General features: G+C 36.1%; 12 protein-coding genes, 1 tRNA gene and 3 rRNA genes. 2 read left to right on the top strand and 14 right to left on the bottom strand.

Annotated elements, in window-relative coordinates; genetic code table 11:
- Together CIGNP109_RS07095 and CIGNP109_RS07090 are read left to right on the top strand one after the other, a co-directional pair.
- Positions 1–639: a ThiF family adenylyltransferase gene (locus CIGNP109_RS07095; RefSeq protein ID WP_086228742.1), complete on the top strand. Its 639-nt coding sequence runs from the start codon at positions 1–3 to the stop codon at positions 637–639.
- Complete coding sequence (locus tag CIGNP109_RS07090; protein WP_180380029.1) at positions 636–1,517, top strand: nuclease-related domain-containing protein; 882 nt, start codon at positions 636–638, stop codon at positions 1,515–1,517. The genes CIGNP109_RS07095 and CIGNP109_RS07090 overlap by 4 nt, the downstream gene beginning before the upstream one ends.
- Here CIGNP109_RS07090 and CIGNP109_RS07085 read toward each other — a convergent pair.
- The 14 genes from CIGNP109_RS07085 to CIGNP109_RS07020 form a co-directional block, all read right to left on the bottom strand.
- Positions 1,510–1,932 (bottom strand): Sua5/YciO/YrdC/YwlC family protein, encoded by a 423-nt coding sequence (locus CIGNP109_RS07085; protein ID WP_086227348.1) that lies wholly within the window; start codon positions 1,930–1,932, stop codon positions 1,510–1,512. The two genes, CIGNP109_RS07090 and CIGNP109_RS07085, sit on opposite strands and share 8 nt — an antisense overlap.
- 47 nt (positions 1,933–1,979) lie before the next feature.
- Entirely contained in the window at positions 1,980–5,234 is a 3,255-nt protein-coding gene (carB, locus tag CIGNP109_RS07080; protein ID WP_086228741.1) for a carbamoyl-phosphate synthase large subunit, read from the bottom strand.
- Between the two features lie 169 nt (positions 5,235–5,403).
- Positions 5,404–6,150, bottom strand: coding sequence for a rod shape-determining protein MreC (mreC, locus tag CIGNP109_RS07075; protein WP_086228740.1), 747 nt, complete (start codon positions 6,148–6,150; stop codon positions 5,404–5,406).
- Positions 6,143–7,177 carry a rod shape-determining protein gene (locus tag CIGNP109_RS07070; protein ID WP_086225528.1) on the bottom strand — a complete coding sequence of 345 codons (1,035 nt, stop codon included), beginning with the start codon at positions 7,175–7,177 and terminating at the stop codon, positions 6,143–6,145. The genes mreC and CIGNP109_RS07070 overlap by 8 nt, the downstream gene beginning before the upstream one ends.
- Before the next feature lie 10 nt (positions 7,178–7,187).
- Positions 7,188–8,402 (bottom strand): ATP-dependent Clp protease ATP-binding subunit ClpX, encoded by a 1,215-nt coding sequence (gene clpX / locus CIGNP109_RS07065; protein WP_086225529.1) that lies wholly within the window; start codon positions 8,400–8,402, stop codon positions 7,188–7,190.
- Positions 8,402–9,187 (bottom strand): acyl-ACP--UDP-N-acetylglucosamine O-acyltransferase, encoded by a 786-nt coding sequence (gene lpxA, locus CIGNP109_RS07060; RefSeq protein WP_086225530.1) that lies wholly within the window; start codon positions 9,185–9,187, stop codon positions 8,402–8,404. Before lpxA ends, clpX begins: the two co-directional genes overlap by 1 nt.
- 12 nt (positions 9,188–9,199) lie before the next feature.
- Positions 9,200–9,646, bottom strand: a complete 447-nt coding sequence (fabZ, locus tag CIGNP109_RS07055) for a 3-hydroxyacyl-ACP dehydratase FabZ (RefSeq protein WP_086228739.1) — start codon at positions 9,644–9,646, stop codon at positions 9,200–9,202.
- Positions 9,647–9,753: 107 nt separating this feature from the next.
- Positions 9,754–10,827, bottom strand: coding sequence for an epoxyqueuosine reductase QueH (locus CIGNP109_RS07050; RefSeq protein ID WP_086228738.1), 1,074 nt, complete (start codon positions 10,825–10,827; stop codon positions 9,754–9,756).
- Between the two features lie 5 nt (positions 10,828–10,832).
- Entirely contained in the window at positions 10,833–11,351 is a 519-nt protein-coding gene (bcp, locus tag CIGNP109_RS07045) for a thioredoxin-dependent thiol peroxidase (protein ID WP_086228737.1), read from the bottom strand.
- The gene (locus CIGNP109_RS07040; protein WP_086225534.1) at positions 11,351–11,551 is read right to left on the bottom strand and encodes a tautomerase family protein; all 201 of its coding nucleotides are present in this window, start codon (positions 11,549–11,551) and stop codon (positions 11,351–11,353) included. Before CIGNP109_RS07040 ends, bcp begins: the two co-directional genes overlap by 1 nt.
- A gap of 1,685 nt (positions 11,552–13,236) precedes the next feature.
- Positions 13,237–13,356, bottom strand: a 5S ribosomal RNA gene (rrf, locus tag CIGNP109_RS07035).
- A gap of 151 nt (positions 13,357–13,507) precedes the next feature.
- A 23S ribosomal RNA gene (locus CIGNP109_RS07030) occupies positions 13,508–16,538 on the bottom strand.
- Positions 16,539–17,004: 466 nt separating this feature from the next.
- Positions 17,005–17,080, bottom strand: a tRNA-Ala gene (locus tag CIGNP109_RS07025).
- Positions 17,081–17,162: 82 nt separating this feature from the next.
- A 16S ribosomal RNA gene (locus CIGNP109_RS07020) occupies positions 17,163–18,674 on the bottom strand.
- The 16S, 23S and 5S rRNA genes sit together here with 1 tRNA gene alongside, the layout of an rRNA operon.
- Positions 18,675–18,966: the final 292 nt, after the last annotated feature.

The following is an 18,966-nucleotide window of genomic DNA, read 5'->3' as shown; positions in this document are numbered from 1 at the left end:
ATGGTTGATAGATTTACTAGAAGTCGCTGGATTTTTGGCGATAAATTTCAAAAACTCCAAGACTCCAAAGTCTTAGTATGTGGCTGTGGCGGTGTGGGTGGCGTGTGTATCGATGCGCTTTATCGTAGCGGCGTTGGACATATCACGGCGATTGATTGCGATAAATTCGATATTACCAACCAAAATCGCCAAATAGGTAGCGAAAATATCGGTGAGTATAAAGCAGATGTATTTGCTAGATTATATCCTGGCTTAAAGAGAGTGAATTTAAAGCTAACCCCTAGCGTGATAAGCGAATTTGATTTTAGTGAGTTTGACCTTATAATAGATTGTATCGATGATATCCCTGCCAAAGTAGCAATAGCCAAAATTTGCTCTAAAAGACTACTTAGCTCAATGGGTGGCGCTAAAAGGTTAGATCCAACAAAAATAAAAGTCGCAAGTATCTGGAAAACTACAAATGATCCATTTGCTAGAAAAATAAGATATGAGCTTAAAAAAGCTGGATTTAAGGGTGATTATAAGGTAGTATTTTCTACTGAAGCACCAAATTGCGTGAATTTAGGAAGTTTTATAGGCGTAACTGCTAGTTTTGGACTAAATTTAGCTAGTTTAGCTGTAAATAGGCTGATTAAATGATAAAAAACTTTTGGCAAAATTATAAGCTTATCTCAAGCCCAAGCATAACTTTGCCAAATATGGCTAGTCGTGCTGGGAGTATAGCTGAGAGTGAATTTTTCGATACAATTAGCCAAATTAAAGGGCTAAATATCTACAAAAATAAGCGTGTCAAAGGTAGCCAATCTGGATTACACGAGATTGATTTTATCATTGTAGATGGGCTTAATATCTATCTTATAGAGTTTAAGCACTGGGTTGGAAATATCGATATCAAGGGCGATGAGTGGATACAAACTACCAAAAATCGCACCACTCTTCATCAAGATCCATTTGCTAAACTGATTAAAAATACTCAAATTTTTAAAGATTATCTCCAAAATAAAGAGGTTGATTTGAGTCAATTTAATATTTTAAGCTTTGTTGTTTTTGACAAAACTAGAATCAATCTGTCAAGGCAAATTCTCAAAAATAAGCAGATTATTACCAAACATAATTTTTTGAAATTCATAGATAAAAATCGTAGCAAAACTCGCCCCGATATAATCGAAGAAGATAAGCTTAAGCAGATATTAAGCTCTATGACGATCTGGTCAAGGCTGCATCTATATGGTGGTGAGATCTTAACAGGTTCGATTAGGTATTTTTTGATTGGTAGTAAAAAGAAAAAATTGCCAAAGCATTTTAGAGTAAATTTAGATCTAAACTGGCAAAGAAACAACACAATAAGCTTTATCAACGCACTATTTGGCAGACGAAAAAAGCTCAAAATCAAATCCAAAATTTACAAAATCCGCCCAAATGATAGCATAGGATTTATAAAGGCTGGGGAATTTGAGATTAAGCATATTCAATTTGGCCTTATAGAAAAGATCGTAAAAGATGATGAAATTATCTAATTCTTCTTATATTTGTTTTAGATATTTTATAAATTTTTGAAGCTGGGGCTGGGGTAAATTTCGTATCTATGATTATATCCGCATTAGCCGTCGCAAATTCGATATCAAATCCCTTTTTATGAGGGTTTGCGCTAGTAGAATATGCCCATCCTAACTTATCTAATAACTTAGCGTGTGGATGATCTTTTACCACTCTTATAGCTTGTGAATTTGGATAGATAAATGTTGTTTTTTTAGTGCGGCGGATTAAATTTTTATATTTTTTAGGCGCTCTTGAAAGCTCTTTTAATACGCTAAATTTACTTACACAAATCAAGCAAGGCTGATTTAAAGGGCGATTTTTAAGCCTGTTTAACTCTTCTAAGTTTTGGCTTAAAAATCCAGCCGTGGTATCAGTTTGTGCTAGGTAGATCATTTAAATATATCTTAAATAAGCTGCCACGACTAAGCGTGGCAAATTTATTATCTATTTAAATACTCTTGTAAGCTTTTGACCTCTAAGGCTGCTTCATTTGCACTGATAGAGCTAGCGGCGACTAGGGCTGCGTTCATATTAGTAAAATATGGGATTTTAAATCTAAGCACCGCTTGGCGGATTTTCACAGCGTCGCTAGTGCTAGATTTGCTATCGCTAGTATTTACCGCTAGGGCTATATCGCCATTTTTTAGCCTGTCTTCGATATTTGGACGGCCTTCACTAATTTTATAAACCATCTCGCATTTTACTCCAGCTTGAGCTAGAGTTTTATATGTACCACCAGTTGCTACTATATCAAATCCTAAGCTATCAAATTTTTTAGCAAGTTCAACGCCACGAGCCTTATCTGCATCAGCTAAACTGATAAAGACAGTACCACTACTTGGCAAGATATTTTTAGCTGCAATTTGTGATTTAACAAAGCTCTTTTCAAAACTATCACTAATACCCATAACCTCACCAGTGCTTTTCATCTCTGGCCCTAAGATTAGATCAGCTCCACTTAATTTATTAAATGGGAACACACTCTCTTTCACGCATACTACGCCATTTAAACTAGGCTTATAAATTTCGCCATCAAATTTAACTACTTTAAATTGATCATAAAACTCAAGCGCCTCTTTTAAATTACCTTGCCACATTACGCGTGTTGCTACCTTAGCCATTGGTAAGCCTGTAGCTTTACTGACAAAAGGCACCGTGCGACTAGCCCTTGGATTGACCTCGATGATATAAAGTTTATTATCATACACAGCAAATTGAATATTCATAAGCCCTATAACACCAAGCTTCAAAGCGATATCTTTGGTGCATTTTTCTACTTGATCTATGATATCTTGGCTTAAGTTTTGCGGTGGGAGTATGCTAGCGCTATCACCGCTATGGATCCCTGCTTCTTCTATATGCTCCATAATTGCACCGATATATACATCTTTGCCATCGCTAATAGCATCTACATCAAGCTCAGTTGCATCTTGCAAAAATTTATCAAGTAAAACTGGAGAGTTATTACTAACTCTAACTGCTTCACTCATATACTCTTTAAGCTCAATCTCGCTATGAACTCTTCTCATTGCTCTACCGCCTAAGACATAGCTAGGACGAACTAAAACTGGATAGCCGATTTTATTTGCCTTTTCTAGTGCTTCAGATTCGCTAATAGCAGTATCATTATCGGGCTGAGCTACATTAACTAAGCGAATAAACTCACTAAATTTTTTTCTATCTTCAGCAATATCAATTACCCTAGCTGTAGTTCCAATTATCTTAGCACCGATCATTGATAAGCGTTTAGAAAATTTAAGCGGAGTCTGTCCGCCAAAATGAACGATAACGCCATCTGGATTTTCACGCTCAATCACCGCTCTTAAATGTTCAAAATCAATTGGTTCAAAATATAAAATATCACTAGTATCATAGTCAGTTGATACAGTTTCAGGATTACAATTATACATAATAGTTGTAACACCTAAATCTCTTAAAGCATAACTAGCATGAACACAACAATAATCAAACTCAATACCTTGACCTATACGATTAGGGCCTCCGCCAATTATTAAAACTTTTTTATTATTACTATTTATAGGTAGATTTGGTAGATTTGGAGTGATATTTGTACTACTATATAGATATGGAGTTAGTGCTGGAAACTCGCCAGCACAAGTATCAACCTCGCTATATTCTAAGCCGATTTGGTGACGCATTCTAGCATAATATATATCGTTTTGACTTAGTTCTAGATTATCTTTAGAATTGATTAAATGCGCTATCATCTTATCGCTAAAGCCCCAAGTTTTAGCCTTTCTTAATAGCTCTTTATCATTTAAAATATCCATATCTATACGGTCTTCAAATTCAATTATCTCATAAATTTGAGTTAAGAACCATCTATCAATCTTAGTTAATTCATAAACATCTTCTACGCTTTTGCCATTTCTAAAAGCTTGTGCAATATATAAAATTCTATTTTCATGACCATTTCTTAATCCAAAAACCAAATCTTCGTCGCTTAAATTTAGATAATTAAATCCACTATAATCTTTTTCTAAGCTACAAAGAGCCTTTTGGACGCTCTCTTTAAAACTTCTACCAATTGCCATAACCTCGCCAACACTCTTCATCGCAGTGCCTAGATATGGATTAGAACCTGGGAATTTTTCAAAGGTAAATCTAGGAATTTTAGTTACTATATAATCAATTACTGGCTCAAAGCTTGCTGGTGTTCCTGTAATATCGTTTTTAATCTCATCAAGAGTAAAGCCCACAGCTAACATAGTTGCTACCTTAGCAATTGGGTAACCTGTAGCCTTACTAGCTAGGGCTGAGCTTCTACTTACTCGTGGATTCATCTCAATTACAGTCATTCTACCATTTTTTGGATTTACAGCAAATTGCACATTGCTGCCTCCAGTATCTACGCCAATTTCACGCAAGATTTTAAAGCTTGCATCACGCATATACTGATACTCTTTATCAGTTAGCGTAAGAGCTGGAGCTACAGTTATAGAGTCTCCTGTATGCACGCCCATAGGATCAAAGTTTTCAATAGAGCAGACGATAATGCAGTTATCAGCTCTATCTCTAATAACCTCCATCTCATACTCTTTCCATCCCAACAAGCTCTCTTCGATTAAAATCTCATTTATTGGACTAGCCTCAATCCCACTCTCAGCAATATCTCTAAACTCATCAAGGTTATATGCCACACCGCTACCAGCACCGCCAAGAGTATAACTAGCTCTAATAATAAGTGGGAATCCAATCTCATTAGCAGCTTTTAGTGCTTCTTCCATATTATATGCATACATAGATTTTGGTAGATCCATACCGATTTTAATCATAGCCTCTTTAAATGCTACCCTATCTTCTCCTTTTTTAATCGCTTCTGGATTAGCACCTAGGAATTTAACATCGCCAAGCATATTATTTTCATAAAGCTCCATAGCCACATTTAAAGCAACTTGACCACCCATCGTAGGCAAGAGCGCATCTACATTTTCTTTTTTAATAATTCTACTAATGCTCTCTTTAGTAATTGGCTCAATATATGTTGCATCGGCAAAATCTGGGTCTGTCATAATCGTAGCTGGATTTGAGTTAATTAGCACTACTCTATATCCTAGCTCTTTTAAAGTCTTAGCAGCCTGAGTACCACTATAATCAAATTCACAAGCTTGGCCAATGATAATAGGACCACTACCTATTAATAAAATTGTCTTGATATCTTCTCTTTTTGGCATAGTTCTACCTCTCTTAATTTATATGCATTTTAAGATTATCAATTTATTTTGATTTCAAATAAAAACTAAGCGTAATTATATTGAATTGTAGATAAAAATCAGCATAAAAAGGAGGAAAATTTACTGTTAAATTTAGCAATTTATATTAAATTTAATCAAAATAGTAAAGCTATTGATTTGTTACAACATAAAGATAGCTTGGGACTTGAATTTTCAAATCAGTTTCTACAATTGCGCTTTTATATAGTTCTTCTTCATAAACTTTGGTAATTTTACCTACTGGAACACCGCTAAAAAATATCCCATCAAGCCCACTAGTATAAACCTCATCGCCGACTTTTGGGCTTAGCCATTGAGCAATAAATTTAACTACAATATTCTTACCATTTCCTGTAGCAATTCCTGCTATGCGCTGCTCTCCTATACTAACTGAAAATGTCGACTTTGGATCGGTTTGTAGTAGAGCAAGCGGACTGCCATCTTTATTTATCACGATTCCAGCAGTTTTACCTTGCGAGATTAAGCCATAGATTTTATTTTCATCAAATTTATCAAAATCAATCCAAACCTTATCATGATCGCCAATATTCATATATGATAGTGCTCGAACCAACTGGATATTTGGTGTAAATTTAGTAGAGTTTTGTTCATTTAATAAAGCATCAAGCTTATAAGCAAAAGCTGAAAGTAGCGTAACAGAGCGCTCTAATTCAATATTTTGTTCTCTAAGCGCTCTTATCTCGCTGGCTTGATTAAAATGTTCATTAATAGTATCTATGATAAAATCCCTGCTATCTTGGTATAAAGATAGTGCAAGCTTAACCCCACTCATCACTACACTTCTAGCATAATCGCTTAAGTAAAATGATATAAAACCTAAGCAGATAACTATCAATAAGAATTTAAGTTTATTCATTGATTAATTGGTGTAAAAGTCCTATCTCTTCTAAAGCCTTACCAGTACCTCTAGCCACTGCAAGAAGTGGTTCATCAGCTACATATACAGGCAACTTAACAATATCAGATAGATACTTATCTAGCCCCCTAATAAGCGCTCCACCACCGGTTAACACGACACCACGCTCAACTATATCACCAGCTAAATCAGGCGGCATATTTTCTAAAACTGTTTTTAACGCATCAGCAATCTCTTTTAAAGACTCCCTCATTGCCTCTCTAATATCTTCACTAGTAATTTCGATACGACTTAATAGGCCACTTACTTGATCTCGTCCTTTTATAACCATAGATAGCTCTTTAGGTAACTGGATCGCTGAGCCGATTTTGATTTTTATCTCTTCACCGTTTCTCTCACCAATTAATAGATTAAATTTCTCTTTTACATAGTTTACAATGCTTGCATCAAGCTTATCTCCTGCAGTCCTAATACTTTTAGAAATTACCAAACCTCCTAAAGATACCACGCCAATCTCAGTTGTACCACCTCCGATATCAACTACTAAACTACCTTGAGGTTCACGAACTGGCAAATTTGCTCCAATTGCTGCAGCCATAGGTTCTTCAATTAAAAAAACCTCTCTAGCTCCAGCTGATAACGCACTTTCTCTTACAGCTTTTCTCTCAACTTGAGTTAAGCCATATGGGACTGAGATAATGATTCTAGGGCGTAAAAATGTCTTTCTTCTATGAGTCTTTTCTATAAAGTGTCTAATCATTTTCTCAGTCATATCAAAATCAGCTATAACTCCATCTCTCATCGGTCTAATAGCTTCTATATCACCTGGAGTCTTACCTACCATCTCCTTAGCATCCTGTCCAACTGCTAGTATCTTTTGCTTACCATACTTCTCTCTTTGAACTGCTACGACGCTTGGTTCGTTAATTACAATACCTTTATCTTTTATTAAAACCAATGTATTTGCCGTGCCTAAATCAATACCCATATCACTTGAAAAAAGTCCTACTAGTTGGTCTAAAATCATATATCCCCTTTTATTTTACTTTCATTAATAACGGCTTTGCTTCGCCATCGATTACACTTTTTGATATTATTACATCATAGCCATTTAGTTCTGGAAGATCATACATAATATCTATCATAACATCTTCCATTATACTTCTTAGGCCTCTTGCTCCGGTTTTGCGTTTAATAGCTTGATTTGCTACCTCTTTAATCGCCTCATCTTCAAATTTAAGCCTAGCCCCATCAATAGCAAAAAGCTTTTCATACTGCCTTAAAAGTGCATTTTTTGGCTGAGTTAATATTCTTATCATATCCTCGGTCGTAATTTCATTTAAAGTAGTAATAGCATGCAATCTACCAATAAGCTCAGGAATAAGTCCAAAATGCACTAAATCATCAGGCTCTACAAGACTAAGCAAATTTGTCTTCTCGCTTTTACCTCGTTTTTCTTGGCCAAAACCTAAAACATTCTTACCTAATCTTCGCTCGATTATATCTTTTAGCCCATCAAATGCGCCACCGCACACAAATAAAATATTAGTAGTATCTATTTGAATAAATTCTTGATTTGGATGTTTTCTGCCACCTTTTGGCGGAATATTTACTACACTACCTTCAATAATTTTTAACAAGGCTTGTTGAACACCCTCGCCGCTTACATCACGAGTAATTGAACGATTCTCGCCCATTCTAGCAATCTTATCAATCTCATCTACAAAAACAATTCCTTGTTGCGCTCTAGCTACATCTCCGCCAGCTGCATTTAAAAGCTTAGTTAAGATATTTTCCACATCTTCGCCTACATATCCAGCCTCGGTTAAACTTGTAGCATCACAAATAGCAATTGGTACATCTAAAAATCTAGCCAAAGTTTGTGCCATCAAGGTCTTACCACTTCCAGTTGGGCCAATTAGCAAAATATTTGATTTTGAAATTTCGGTATCATCTTCGATACTATGTTGCTTAAATATTCTTTTATAATGATTATAAACTCCTACGCTAAAGACTTTTTTGGCTCTTTCTTGACCAATTACATAATCATCTAAAACTCCCTTTAAGATCTTTGGCGTAATATCTTTATAATCCATTGCCGGTTGGCTATTTAATCCTATTTCATCACCATGAACTGCATTATATGCTGCATCTACGCAAAATTCGCATATAAATGAGCTATCACTCTCATTAGCTAAAAGTTTTCTATCATTTGCTTCGCTCTCACCGCAAAAACTACACTTTCTAGCCATTAATCTCTCCCTTTATCAAGCGGTATTCCTCGTTTTGTATTTATGATAAATTCGCACATTTTTTTAGCTTCTATAGTAGGATTTTGTCCTAAAAGTTCCAAGGCTCTATCTTTTAATCCTCCACCACTTCTAAATAGAAATTTATAAGCCCTATTAATATCCTCAACCGTATCTTTATCAAATCTTCTACGAATTCCGACTAAATTTAAACTTCTAATATAGGCTCTATTACCCTCAGCTAAGCAAAACGGTACAACATCTTGACTAAGTGCTGAGGCGCCAGCTATCATACAACTCTCACCAATATGAACGAACTGATGAACTGGGGTAAGCCCACCAATTACAGCATAATCATCAACTATCACATGCCCAGCAAGAGTTACGCCATTAGCCAAAATAATTCCATCACCAAGACAACAATCATGAGCTATGTGCGTATAAGCCATTATAAAATTATTATTGCCGATTATGGTATATCCATCACCTTTTTTGGTGCCTGAATTTATTGTAGCAAACTCCCTAATTGTAGCATTAGTACCAATTCTCACCCCACCTGTATCCTCTAAAGAGTGGCTAATATCTTGAGGTATATCACCTACTATAGCATAACTATAAATTTTACTACCACTACCAATATGGGTATCACCAATGATTCTAGCACCTTGTTTAATAGTTACATTATCACCTAAAATTGCTTTTGAACTAACAAAAGCATATGGTTCAATCACGCATCCATCGCCTAAAATTGCACCATCTTCAACTACTGCTGTACTATGAATTTGCATATTTTCTACTTATTATTTATCTACGATCATTGCCTTTAGCTCAGCTTCAGCTACTAGTTTATCATCTACATAAGCCTTACCAACTAAAACCCAAATATTTCCCTTATGTTTTAAGACCTCTAAATGGTACTCTAGTTTATCGCCTGGGCGAACCGGAGATCTAAATTTTGCCCCATCGATACTCATAAAATAAACTACCTTATCTTCTGCGTTAGCTTGTTCAGCCTCACCCATGCTTTTAAAAGCCAAAATACCGCCAGCTTGCGCCATTCCTTCGATTATCATAACGCCTGGATATATAGGATGACCTGGAAAGTGACCTTGGAAAACTTGCTCAGCAATTGTTATATTTTTATAACCTTTAATAAATTTGCTAGGTTCTAGCTTAGACACTCTATCAATAAGCAAAAATGGATATCTGTGTGGTAATATTTTTTGGATTTCAACTACATCTATCATTAAATACCTCGGAATAAAAAGTGCTAAATTGTATCTAAATTTAGCAAAATATTAGTTGAATTTTATTAATAATATTAAAAATTTTCGCTAAATTCAGATATATTTTTTTAAATTTTTACTGCTAACTCTATGCTAGAGTGGTAAATTTGGCTATTTGCTTCAATTATATATCTACCAGTTTTTATCTCATCTAGCACAATGATTGGACTAAGATTAAATTCTAAACCTGTTAGCATTTTACGCAATTTTAACTCTTTTTTTATCTTTGGGGGATTAATTAATAATTCCATTATATTTTTATATTTAAAACCGCCAATGGAGTTAAACTTAGCTAAGCTTATTAGTTTAATATCATCTTTATTTACATTAACTTGCTCGCTTAAAACCTCAATATTAAACTTAGAACTCTTAAGCTTAAAATGTGAGTAAAAGATAAAATAACTAGGTACAACATTAGTATCAATTTTTACCCTTCCAAAATGTAATCTATAGTTTAAAATCTTTTGTCTAATTAGATCAAATTCTACCCCTTTTTGTTCTAGTTTTCTTACCTTTTTATATAATTTTAAACGATAACTGATAGAACCTGGCTGAATTTGAGCGCCAAGTGGTTCACAAAGCTCGTCTATCACCTCTTCATTTTGACGTTGTTTAATTAATCCATATATACAACCGCAGTAGTTTTGATGATAGAGCTTATCCCTTTTAGCTAGTTCAAACTGTCTTTGGGTGCCACCATTTTTTCTTAAATCCACAGCAACAGATTCTAAATTTGTCCCTTTTATAGCGTTATTTAGTGCATTTTCTAACTGTGTAAAATCTTTTTTAGGACTCATTAACAATGTTGTAGTAAGCTTTTTACACCCTAATTCTATGGCAGCTTTTGCGCTATTTCCTACACGAAATTCAAAGCAATATTCACAACGTTTACCTTTTTCTGGCTCATTTTCTAAACCCTTAGTGCCTCTTAGCCACTCTTCATACTCATACTCGCCGCAAATAACCTTTATGCCAAGCTGCTTACAACTACGCTTGACATCTTTAAATCTTAGCAAAAATTCACTATATGGATGAATATTTGGATCATAAAAGTAGCCAATAATTCGCTCATTAGGGTATAATTTCTTCAACTCAGCGATAAAATAGTGACTATCGACGCTGCAACATATATGAACTAACAAATTAGCTACTTTATTAAATCAGCTAAGACTTTAGCAGCATGACCAGCTGCTTTTACACTTTTATAAACTTTTGCTATTTTGCCCTCTTTATCTATGATAAATGTAGTTCTTACTATGCCTAGATACTCTTTGCCATAATTTTTACGAACCTGCCACACACCATACGCTCTTGCTACATCTTTATTAATATCACTTAGTAGTATATGTTTTAAATTTTGCTTTGCGATAAATCCACTATGGCTCTTAGTACTATCTGGGCTAACTCCTACAATCACAGTATCATTAGCTACAAATTCATCATAATTTGCGCTAAATTCACACGCCTCAGTTGTGCATCCTGGAGTATTATCTTTAGGGTAGAAGTATAATACTACATTTTTACCTCTAAAATCTCTTAAACTAATACTTACTCCATCGCTATTTTCTAGACTAAATTCTGGAGCCATGTCACCAGCTGCTAAAATTACTTTACGATCAATATCTTCTTGATTAAATACTGTAGCTTCTTTTATTTTTTCAGCCATTATTTACCCTCTTTCATAGCTTGAACAGATTTACCACCAAAATATGTTGCATCACTTCTAATCTCATCAAAATTTATAACAACTCTTTGAGGATTTTTGCCTAGATCATTTACCATTATATCAGTAATTTTAGTTGCGATTTCATCTAGTTTTTGACGACTTGGCATTGGGTCTGAAAGCTTAATATTTATAATTGGCATATTTTTCCTTTAGATTTGATTTTGAAATTTAATTTAGAAAATTATATCTAATATTAAAAAACAAAAGATAAAGATAAATTTGGATAATTACCACATATCAATATTTTTATAATTATTAATAAACATTTTAATATCTAGTGTAAAAATATGTCTTGCAAATTCAATTCTTAATATATTTAATATGCTTTTATTTTAATATTTTAGCAATCCTAAATAAAACTCAGCGATATAAATAATATAAAAGAATAATATTTATAATCACCACATAGTAAATTTTAAATCCCTTTACACGCATCCACTCATTTGTTCTTTAAAATTTAAAGCATCTTTATAATATCTACTAATAATCAATCCGCCATTAATAGATATTTGGTTTGCCAAATCAGTATTTTATTTAGGGATAATCTCTTTTATCCTGCTTAGTAAAATCGTAACTGTTAGCATATTAAATTAAAAAGCAGCCCTATGAGCAATACCATCGCATCTAAATGCTAATCCGCTTGCAATCACGACTCTATTTATTTACAAATTTAGAAGCAATATATATACAAACACTCATCATCTTTAACTCTAAGAAAAAATCAATACTATCTTTTATTATAGGATCTTTTAAATTATTCACGCAAACCTAGCTATCTCTAAAGCGCATTTTTTCATTATTAGCATATAGTTCAGAAACCAAACAAACATAATATGAATACTTAAAAGACCATTTAAGCAAATCAATATTTGATAAAAAAGTATAGATATATCTAAAACATATATTTGAAGTATTATCAAGTTTACCTTGATTTTTGGTTTGCAAAAATCATCTTTAATAGTATAAATAAATCTAGCAGGATTCTTTTTTAAATTGTCACAATCAACACGTAAATTACCAATATAATCTAAGCTATAAAAGGCTTTTATAGCTTAGATAAAAATCATTTCTACTAATTGTAAAATCAAATATATTATATTTTTGCATATTTTATCCTATATAAAAATTTGATAATATAGTTTTACTTCACGCATTCTTGCATTTTAAATTTCCATTGTTTCATCATCATAAACAATAAGATTATTAGGAACTAAATTTAAATTATTGCTCAAATTATAATACTTATTTCTGCTAGAGTTATAATAGATATAAGAAAAATAATTTTGTAAATCATAAAAATTTTTTAAGCTCATCAGCTCTATTTTTATTAGTATTAGTCAATAAAATAATTCTATTTGTTTTATGCAATTCTAATATTAGATAATATAGTAAATAATTTACTTTTGTTAAATTAAATATTTAGAATAAATTTGTTCTTTATACTCTTTTATTTTAAGTAATTCTACTGCAGATAATGGACTTTCCAAACAGTTGTTTAAAGTTTTTATAGTAACTCTATTAAGCGAGACATTCCAAACTTATTGCTTAAAACATATTTATATAATATAAGATTAGTATAATTAGTATCTAATAAAGTTCCATCCAAATCAATAACAAGAATACCTAAAGGATTAATAATATAAGCCATAAAAACACTAAAACATCTAAGCTTAACAACTTATAATAATAAAATATCCAAAAATTAATAAATTAGTTAAAAGATATAAAGTAAAAAGCGATTTATACCATTTCATCCATTAAGGTAAAAACAAATAAATACTAAAACTATAGATTAATAAATATAAGATATAAAGAATAAAAACAAAGCTCGCAGCAACCTACTTTTCCAGCATCCCAGTAAGGGAGAGTATCATCGGCCATGAAAAGCTTAGCTTCTTGGTTCGAGATGGAGCAAGGCGTTTCCTAATCATGTATAGCCACGAGCAGTGTTAAATAAAATATCATGTCAATAAAGATAATATCTTATTTAACACTGCTTAGAGTATTAAAGCTAAAAATCACTAAGTCTAATATCTAAAAATATTTTAAAAACCTAAAAGGATTATATTTTATCCTTAACAAGGAAGTGATGCTTATAAGATAAGCAAACGAGCTATTAGTACTGGTCAGCTAAAGGACTCTCATCCATTACACACCCAGCCTATCAAACTAGTAGTCTACTAGAGCTCTTAAAAGAAGATTCATCTTGGAGTTGGCTTCGAGCTTAGATGCTTTCAGCTCTTATCACATCCCAGCTTAGCTACTCTGCGATGCTCTTGGCAGAACAACAGATACACCAGTGGCTGGTTCAACCCGGTCCTCTCGTACTAGGGTCAACTCTCCTCAATCTTCTTACGCCCACGGCAGATAGGGACCGAACTGTCTCACGACGTTCTGAACCCAGCTCGCGTACCGCTTTAAATGGCGAACAGCCATACCCTTGGGACCTGCTCCAGCCCCAGGATGCGATGAGCCGACATCGAGGTGCCAAACCTCCCCGTCGATGTGAGCTCTTGGGGGAGATCAGCCTGTTATCCCCGGGGTACCTTTTATCCTTTGAGCGATGGCCCTTCCACACAGAACCACCGGATCACTAAGACCGACTTTCGTCTCTGCTTGACATGTACGTCTCGCAGTTAAGCTGGCTTATGCCTTTATACTCTACGAACGATTTCCAACCGTTCTGAGCCAACCTTTGTAAGCCTCCGTTACACTTTGGGAGGCGACCGCCCCAGTCAAACTACCCACCAGACATTGTCCTACCTAAGGATAACTTAGGCTAGTTAGCTACCCAAATAAAGAAGAGTGGTATCTCAACAATGGCTCACCATAAACCAGAGTCTATGGATCAAAGCCTCCCACCTATCCTGCGCATCTTTATCCAAATAGCAGTGTCAAGCTGTAGTAAAGGTCCACGGGGTCTTTCCGTCTTGCCGCGGGTAGGAGGAATTTTCACCTCCACTACAATTTCACTGGATCCCTCTTTGAGACAGCTCCCATCTCGTTACGCCATTCATGCAGGTCGGTATTTAACCGACAAGGAATTTCGCTACCTTAGGACCGTTATAGTTACGGCCGCCGTTTACTCGGGCTTCGATCAAGAGCTTCGCTAATGCTAACCCCATCAATTAACCTTCGAGCACCGGGCAGGCGTCACACCCTATACATCCTCTTACGAGTTAGCAGAGTGCTGTGTTTATGGTAAACAGTCGGGAGGGACTCTTTGTTGTAACCTTCAATGCTTTGGGAGTAAATCTTAATACAAAGTTAGGCACACCTTATACCGAAGATACGGTGCTATTTTGCAGAGTTCCTTAAAGAGAGTTCTTCCACGCGCCTTAGAATACTCATCCCACCCACCTGTGTCGGTTTACGGTACGGGCAATTATTACTAAACTTAGAAACTTTTCTTGGCTCGATAGTATCATGGATTCTCCATCTACTCCGAAGAGCGTCAAGAGCCTTTGAGGTCTCGGATAGAGAGTTACGGATTTGCCTATAACTCAACCTACACCCTTAGACTAGCACTTCCATCCGCTAGCTCCACTAACTTTAAGCGTCCTTCCATCGCACATAATAATTGGTATTGGAATATTAACCAATTTTCCATCGCATACCCCTTTCGGACTTTGCTTAGGACCCGACTAACCCTACGATGACGAGCATCGCGTAGGAAACCTTGGGTTTACGGCGAAGGGGATTCTCACCCCTTTTATCGCTACTCATGCCTGCATGCTCACTTCTATCCGCTCCAGCACTCCTTACCGGTATACCTTCAACGCTGAATAGAACGCTCTCCTACCACTTGCACTTAATTCTAATTACTTCTAATTATTTTAGCTAAACTATTTTCTCATAATTTAATTTATATGAGTGCAATTAAATTATGAGAAATATAACTTAAAAGCTCATAGCCAAATTTATAATTAGAATTAAGTGCAAGTCTAAAGCTTCGGTACTCATTTTAGCCCCGTTATATTTTCCGCGCAGAATCACTAGACCAGTGAGCTATTACGCTTTCTTTAAAGGATGGCTGCTTCTAAGCCAACCTCCTGGTTGTTTCAGTAACTCCACATCGTTTTCCACTTAAATGAGATTTAGGGACCTTAGCTGTTAGTCTGGGTTGTTCCCCTCTCGACGACGGATTTTATCACTCGCCGCCTGACTGCTGTGATTACACTTTGCGCATTCGGAGTTTGATAGGGTTTGGTACATTGGTGTATGCCCTAGCCCATTCAGTGCTCTACCTCACAAAGTTACTACACAACGCTATACCTAAATATATTTCGGAGAGAACCAGCTATCACGATGTTTGATTGGCCTTTCACCCCTATCCACAAGTCATCAGGAGCCTTTTCAACGGCCGTCTGTTCGGTCCTCCACTGGCTCTTACACCAGTTTCAACCTGCTCATGGATAGATCACATCGTTTCGGGTCTGCAGCATCTGACTATACGCCCTATTAAGACTCGCTTTCGCTACGGCTCCGGGTTTCCTTAACCTCGCCAGACACCACAACTCGCAGGCTCATTATGCAAAAGGCAGTCCATCACCCTGATAAATCATAGGGCTCTGAATGATTGTAAGCAAATGGTTTCAGGTTCTATTTCACTCTGATCACCTCAGTTCTTTTCACCTTTCCCTCACGGTACTTGTGCACTATCGGTCTAGTAGTAGTATTTAGGGTTGGATAGTGGTCTACCCAGCTTCAGACAGGATTACACGTGTCCCGCCCTACTCAGGATACTGCTAAGTATAAACGCACTTTCATATACGGGAGTATCACCCTCTATGCTTAAGCTTTCCAACTTATTCTATTAGATTGTTTAAGTCTATATTGCAGTCCTACAACCCCACTAGCAAGCTAGTGGTTTGCCCTCTTACGCTTTCGCTCGCCGCTACTAGCGTAATCTCGTTTGATTTCTTTTCCTGTTGGTACTAAGATGTTTCAATTCCCAACGTTCGCTCCGCATTGCGGTAGTATATATCACTATATACTGGGTTGCCCCATTCAGAAATTCCCGGATCAAAGCCCCTTGACGGCTCCCCGAGACTTATCGCAGCCTGGCACGTCTTTCATCGCCTCTACTAGCCAAGGCATCCACCATTTGCTCTTAGTAGCTTACCTTTTTTAATTAGATTATTGATATTCTAATTCGCATCACTTCCTTGTTAAAGATAAAAATAGATAGCTAATCTATAAAATAAAGAAGATTTTTACTACTCTTTTATTTTATTAAAGATACGGCTATTAGATTTATAATATTTGAATTTAAATTTAATAAGACGGAAAGTATTAACTACTATTAAGTAAGTTTTAAAGCTTAATAGCTTGTGAAGTTAATATTTATAAACTATATCTTTTATATTATTGGGATAACAGTGTTTGATATAGAATATTTGAAATTAAACTAAATTCAAAGCTCTAACAAGTCCTGTAAAATTGTTTTAAATATTAAAACTTGATTGTGACTTTTAACAATGGTAATTTAAGTAACTTTAGACTAAAGTCTAATCAGAAAGCTTAAAATAAACTCTCTGATTAGACTTTGATTAATAAATTTATATTATTGCCATCTTTTAAATTTAAACTATGGTGGAGAATAGCGGGATCGAACCGCTGACCTCCTGCGTGCAAAGCAGGCGCTCTCCCAGCTGAGCTAATTCCCCTTTGTCAATCTCTCAAACCTAAACAAGTGTGATTGAGACTCCTCTTAAGCGATAATTGTGAGATTATCACTTTGTACTCTAGAAAGGAGGTGATCCAACCGCAGGTTCTCCTACGGTTACCTTGTTACGACTTCACCCCAGTCGCTGATTCCACTGTGGGCGGTAGCTAGTTTAGCATTCCGACTTCGAGTGAAATCAACTCCCATGGTGTGACGGGCGGTGAGTACAAGACCCGGGAACGTATTCACCGTAGCATGGCTGATCTACGATTACTAGCGATTCCGGCTTCATGCTCTCGAGTTGCAGAGAACAATCCGAACTGGGACATATTTTATAGATTTGCTCCATCTCACGATATTGCGTCTCATTGTATATGCCATTGTAGCACGTGTGTCGCCCTGGGCATAAGGGCCATGATGACTTGACGTCGTCCACACCTTCCTCCTCCTTACGAAGGCAGTATATTTAGAGTGCTCAGCCAAACTGTTAGCAACTAAATACGTGGGTTGCGCTCGTTGCCGGACTTAACCGAACATCTCACGACACGAGCTGACGACAGCCGTGCAGCACCTGTCACTAAGTTCTAGCAAGCTAGCACCCTCTTATCTCTAAGAGGTTCTTAGGATATCAAGCCCAGGTAAGGTTCTTCGCGTATCTTCGAATTAAACCACATGCTCCACCGCTTGTGCGGGTCCCCGTCTATTCCTTTGAGTTTTAATCTTGCGACCGTACTCCCCAGGCGGTATACTTAATCCGTTAGGTGCATTACTGCCCTGACTAGCAGAGCAACAACTAGTATACATCGTTTAGGGCGTGGACTACCAGGGTATCTAATCCTGTTTGCTCCCCACGCTTTCACGCATTAGCGTCAGTTGAGTTCTAGCAGATCGCCTTCGCAATGGGTATTCCTGGTGATCTCTACGGATTTTACCCCTACACCACCAATTCCATCTGCCTCTCCCTCACTCTAGATTATCAGTTTCTCAAGCAGTTTAATGGTTAAGCCATTAGATTTCACAAAAGACTTGATAATCCGCCTACGCGTCCTTTACGCCCAGTGATTCCGAGTAACGCTTGCACCCTCCGTATTACCGCGGCTGCTGGCACGGAGTTAGCCGGTGCTTATTCCTTAGGTACCGTCAAATTTCTTCCCTAAGAAAAGGAGTTTACGCTCCGAAAAGTGTCATCCTCCACGCGGCGTTGCTGCTTCAGGGTTTCCCCCATTGAGCAATATTCCCTACTGCTGCCTCCCGTAGGAGTCTGGACCGTGTCTCAGTTCCAGTGTGACTGATCATCCTCTCAGACCAGTTATGCGTCATAGCCTTGGTGAGCCATTACCTCACCAACTAGCTGATACAATATAGTCTCATCCTATGCCGAAAAAACTTTCCCAACTTAACTTGTGTTAAGAAGGAGTATGGAGTATTAGCAGTCATTTCTAACTGTTGTCCTCCAGCATAGGGCAGATTAACTATACATTACTCACCCGTGCGCCACTAACTTATAAGAGCAAGCTCTTACTTGTCCGTTCGACTTGCATGTATTAGGCACGCCGCCAGCGTTCACTCTGAGCCAGGATCAAACTCTCCATAAAAATACTTTACAAAATAGTAAAGTAACTATTTATTATGAAGTTTTAATCTAAAAACTTTATATCTGTTATATAAATATTGAATCTATTATAATATAATAAGATTCTGGCTCAATCGATCACTTGTTTAGATTTCAAAGATTGACTATAAAAGATAGTTTAACATTATAAAAATTAAAAAAACAAAAACGATAAAGAGATGATTTAACCAAGCTTTTCAGAAGGTTAAGGTGTTTCTCAATTCGTGAGCTGGAATTATATAAGAGATATGCTTAAAATAAGATTAAATATTAGG

Source organism: Campylobacter sp. P0109, assembly GCF_002138755.1.
Classification (GTDB): Bacteria; Campylobacterota; Campylobacteria; order Campylobacterales; family Campylobacteraceae; genus Campylobacter; species Campylobacter devanensis.
This window is presented reverse-complemented; position numbering and strand designations above follow the sequence as displayed.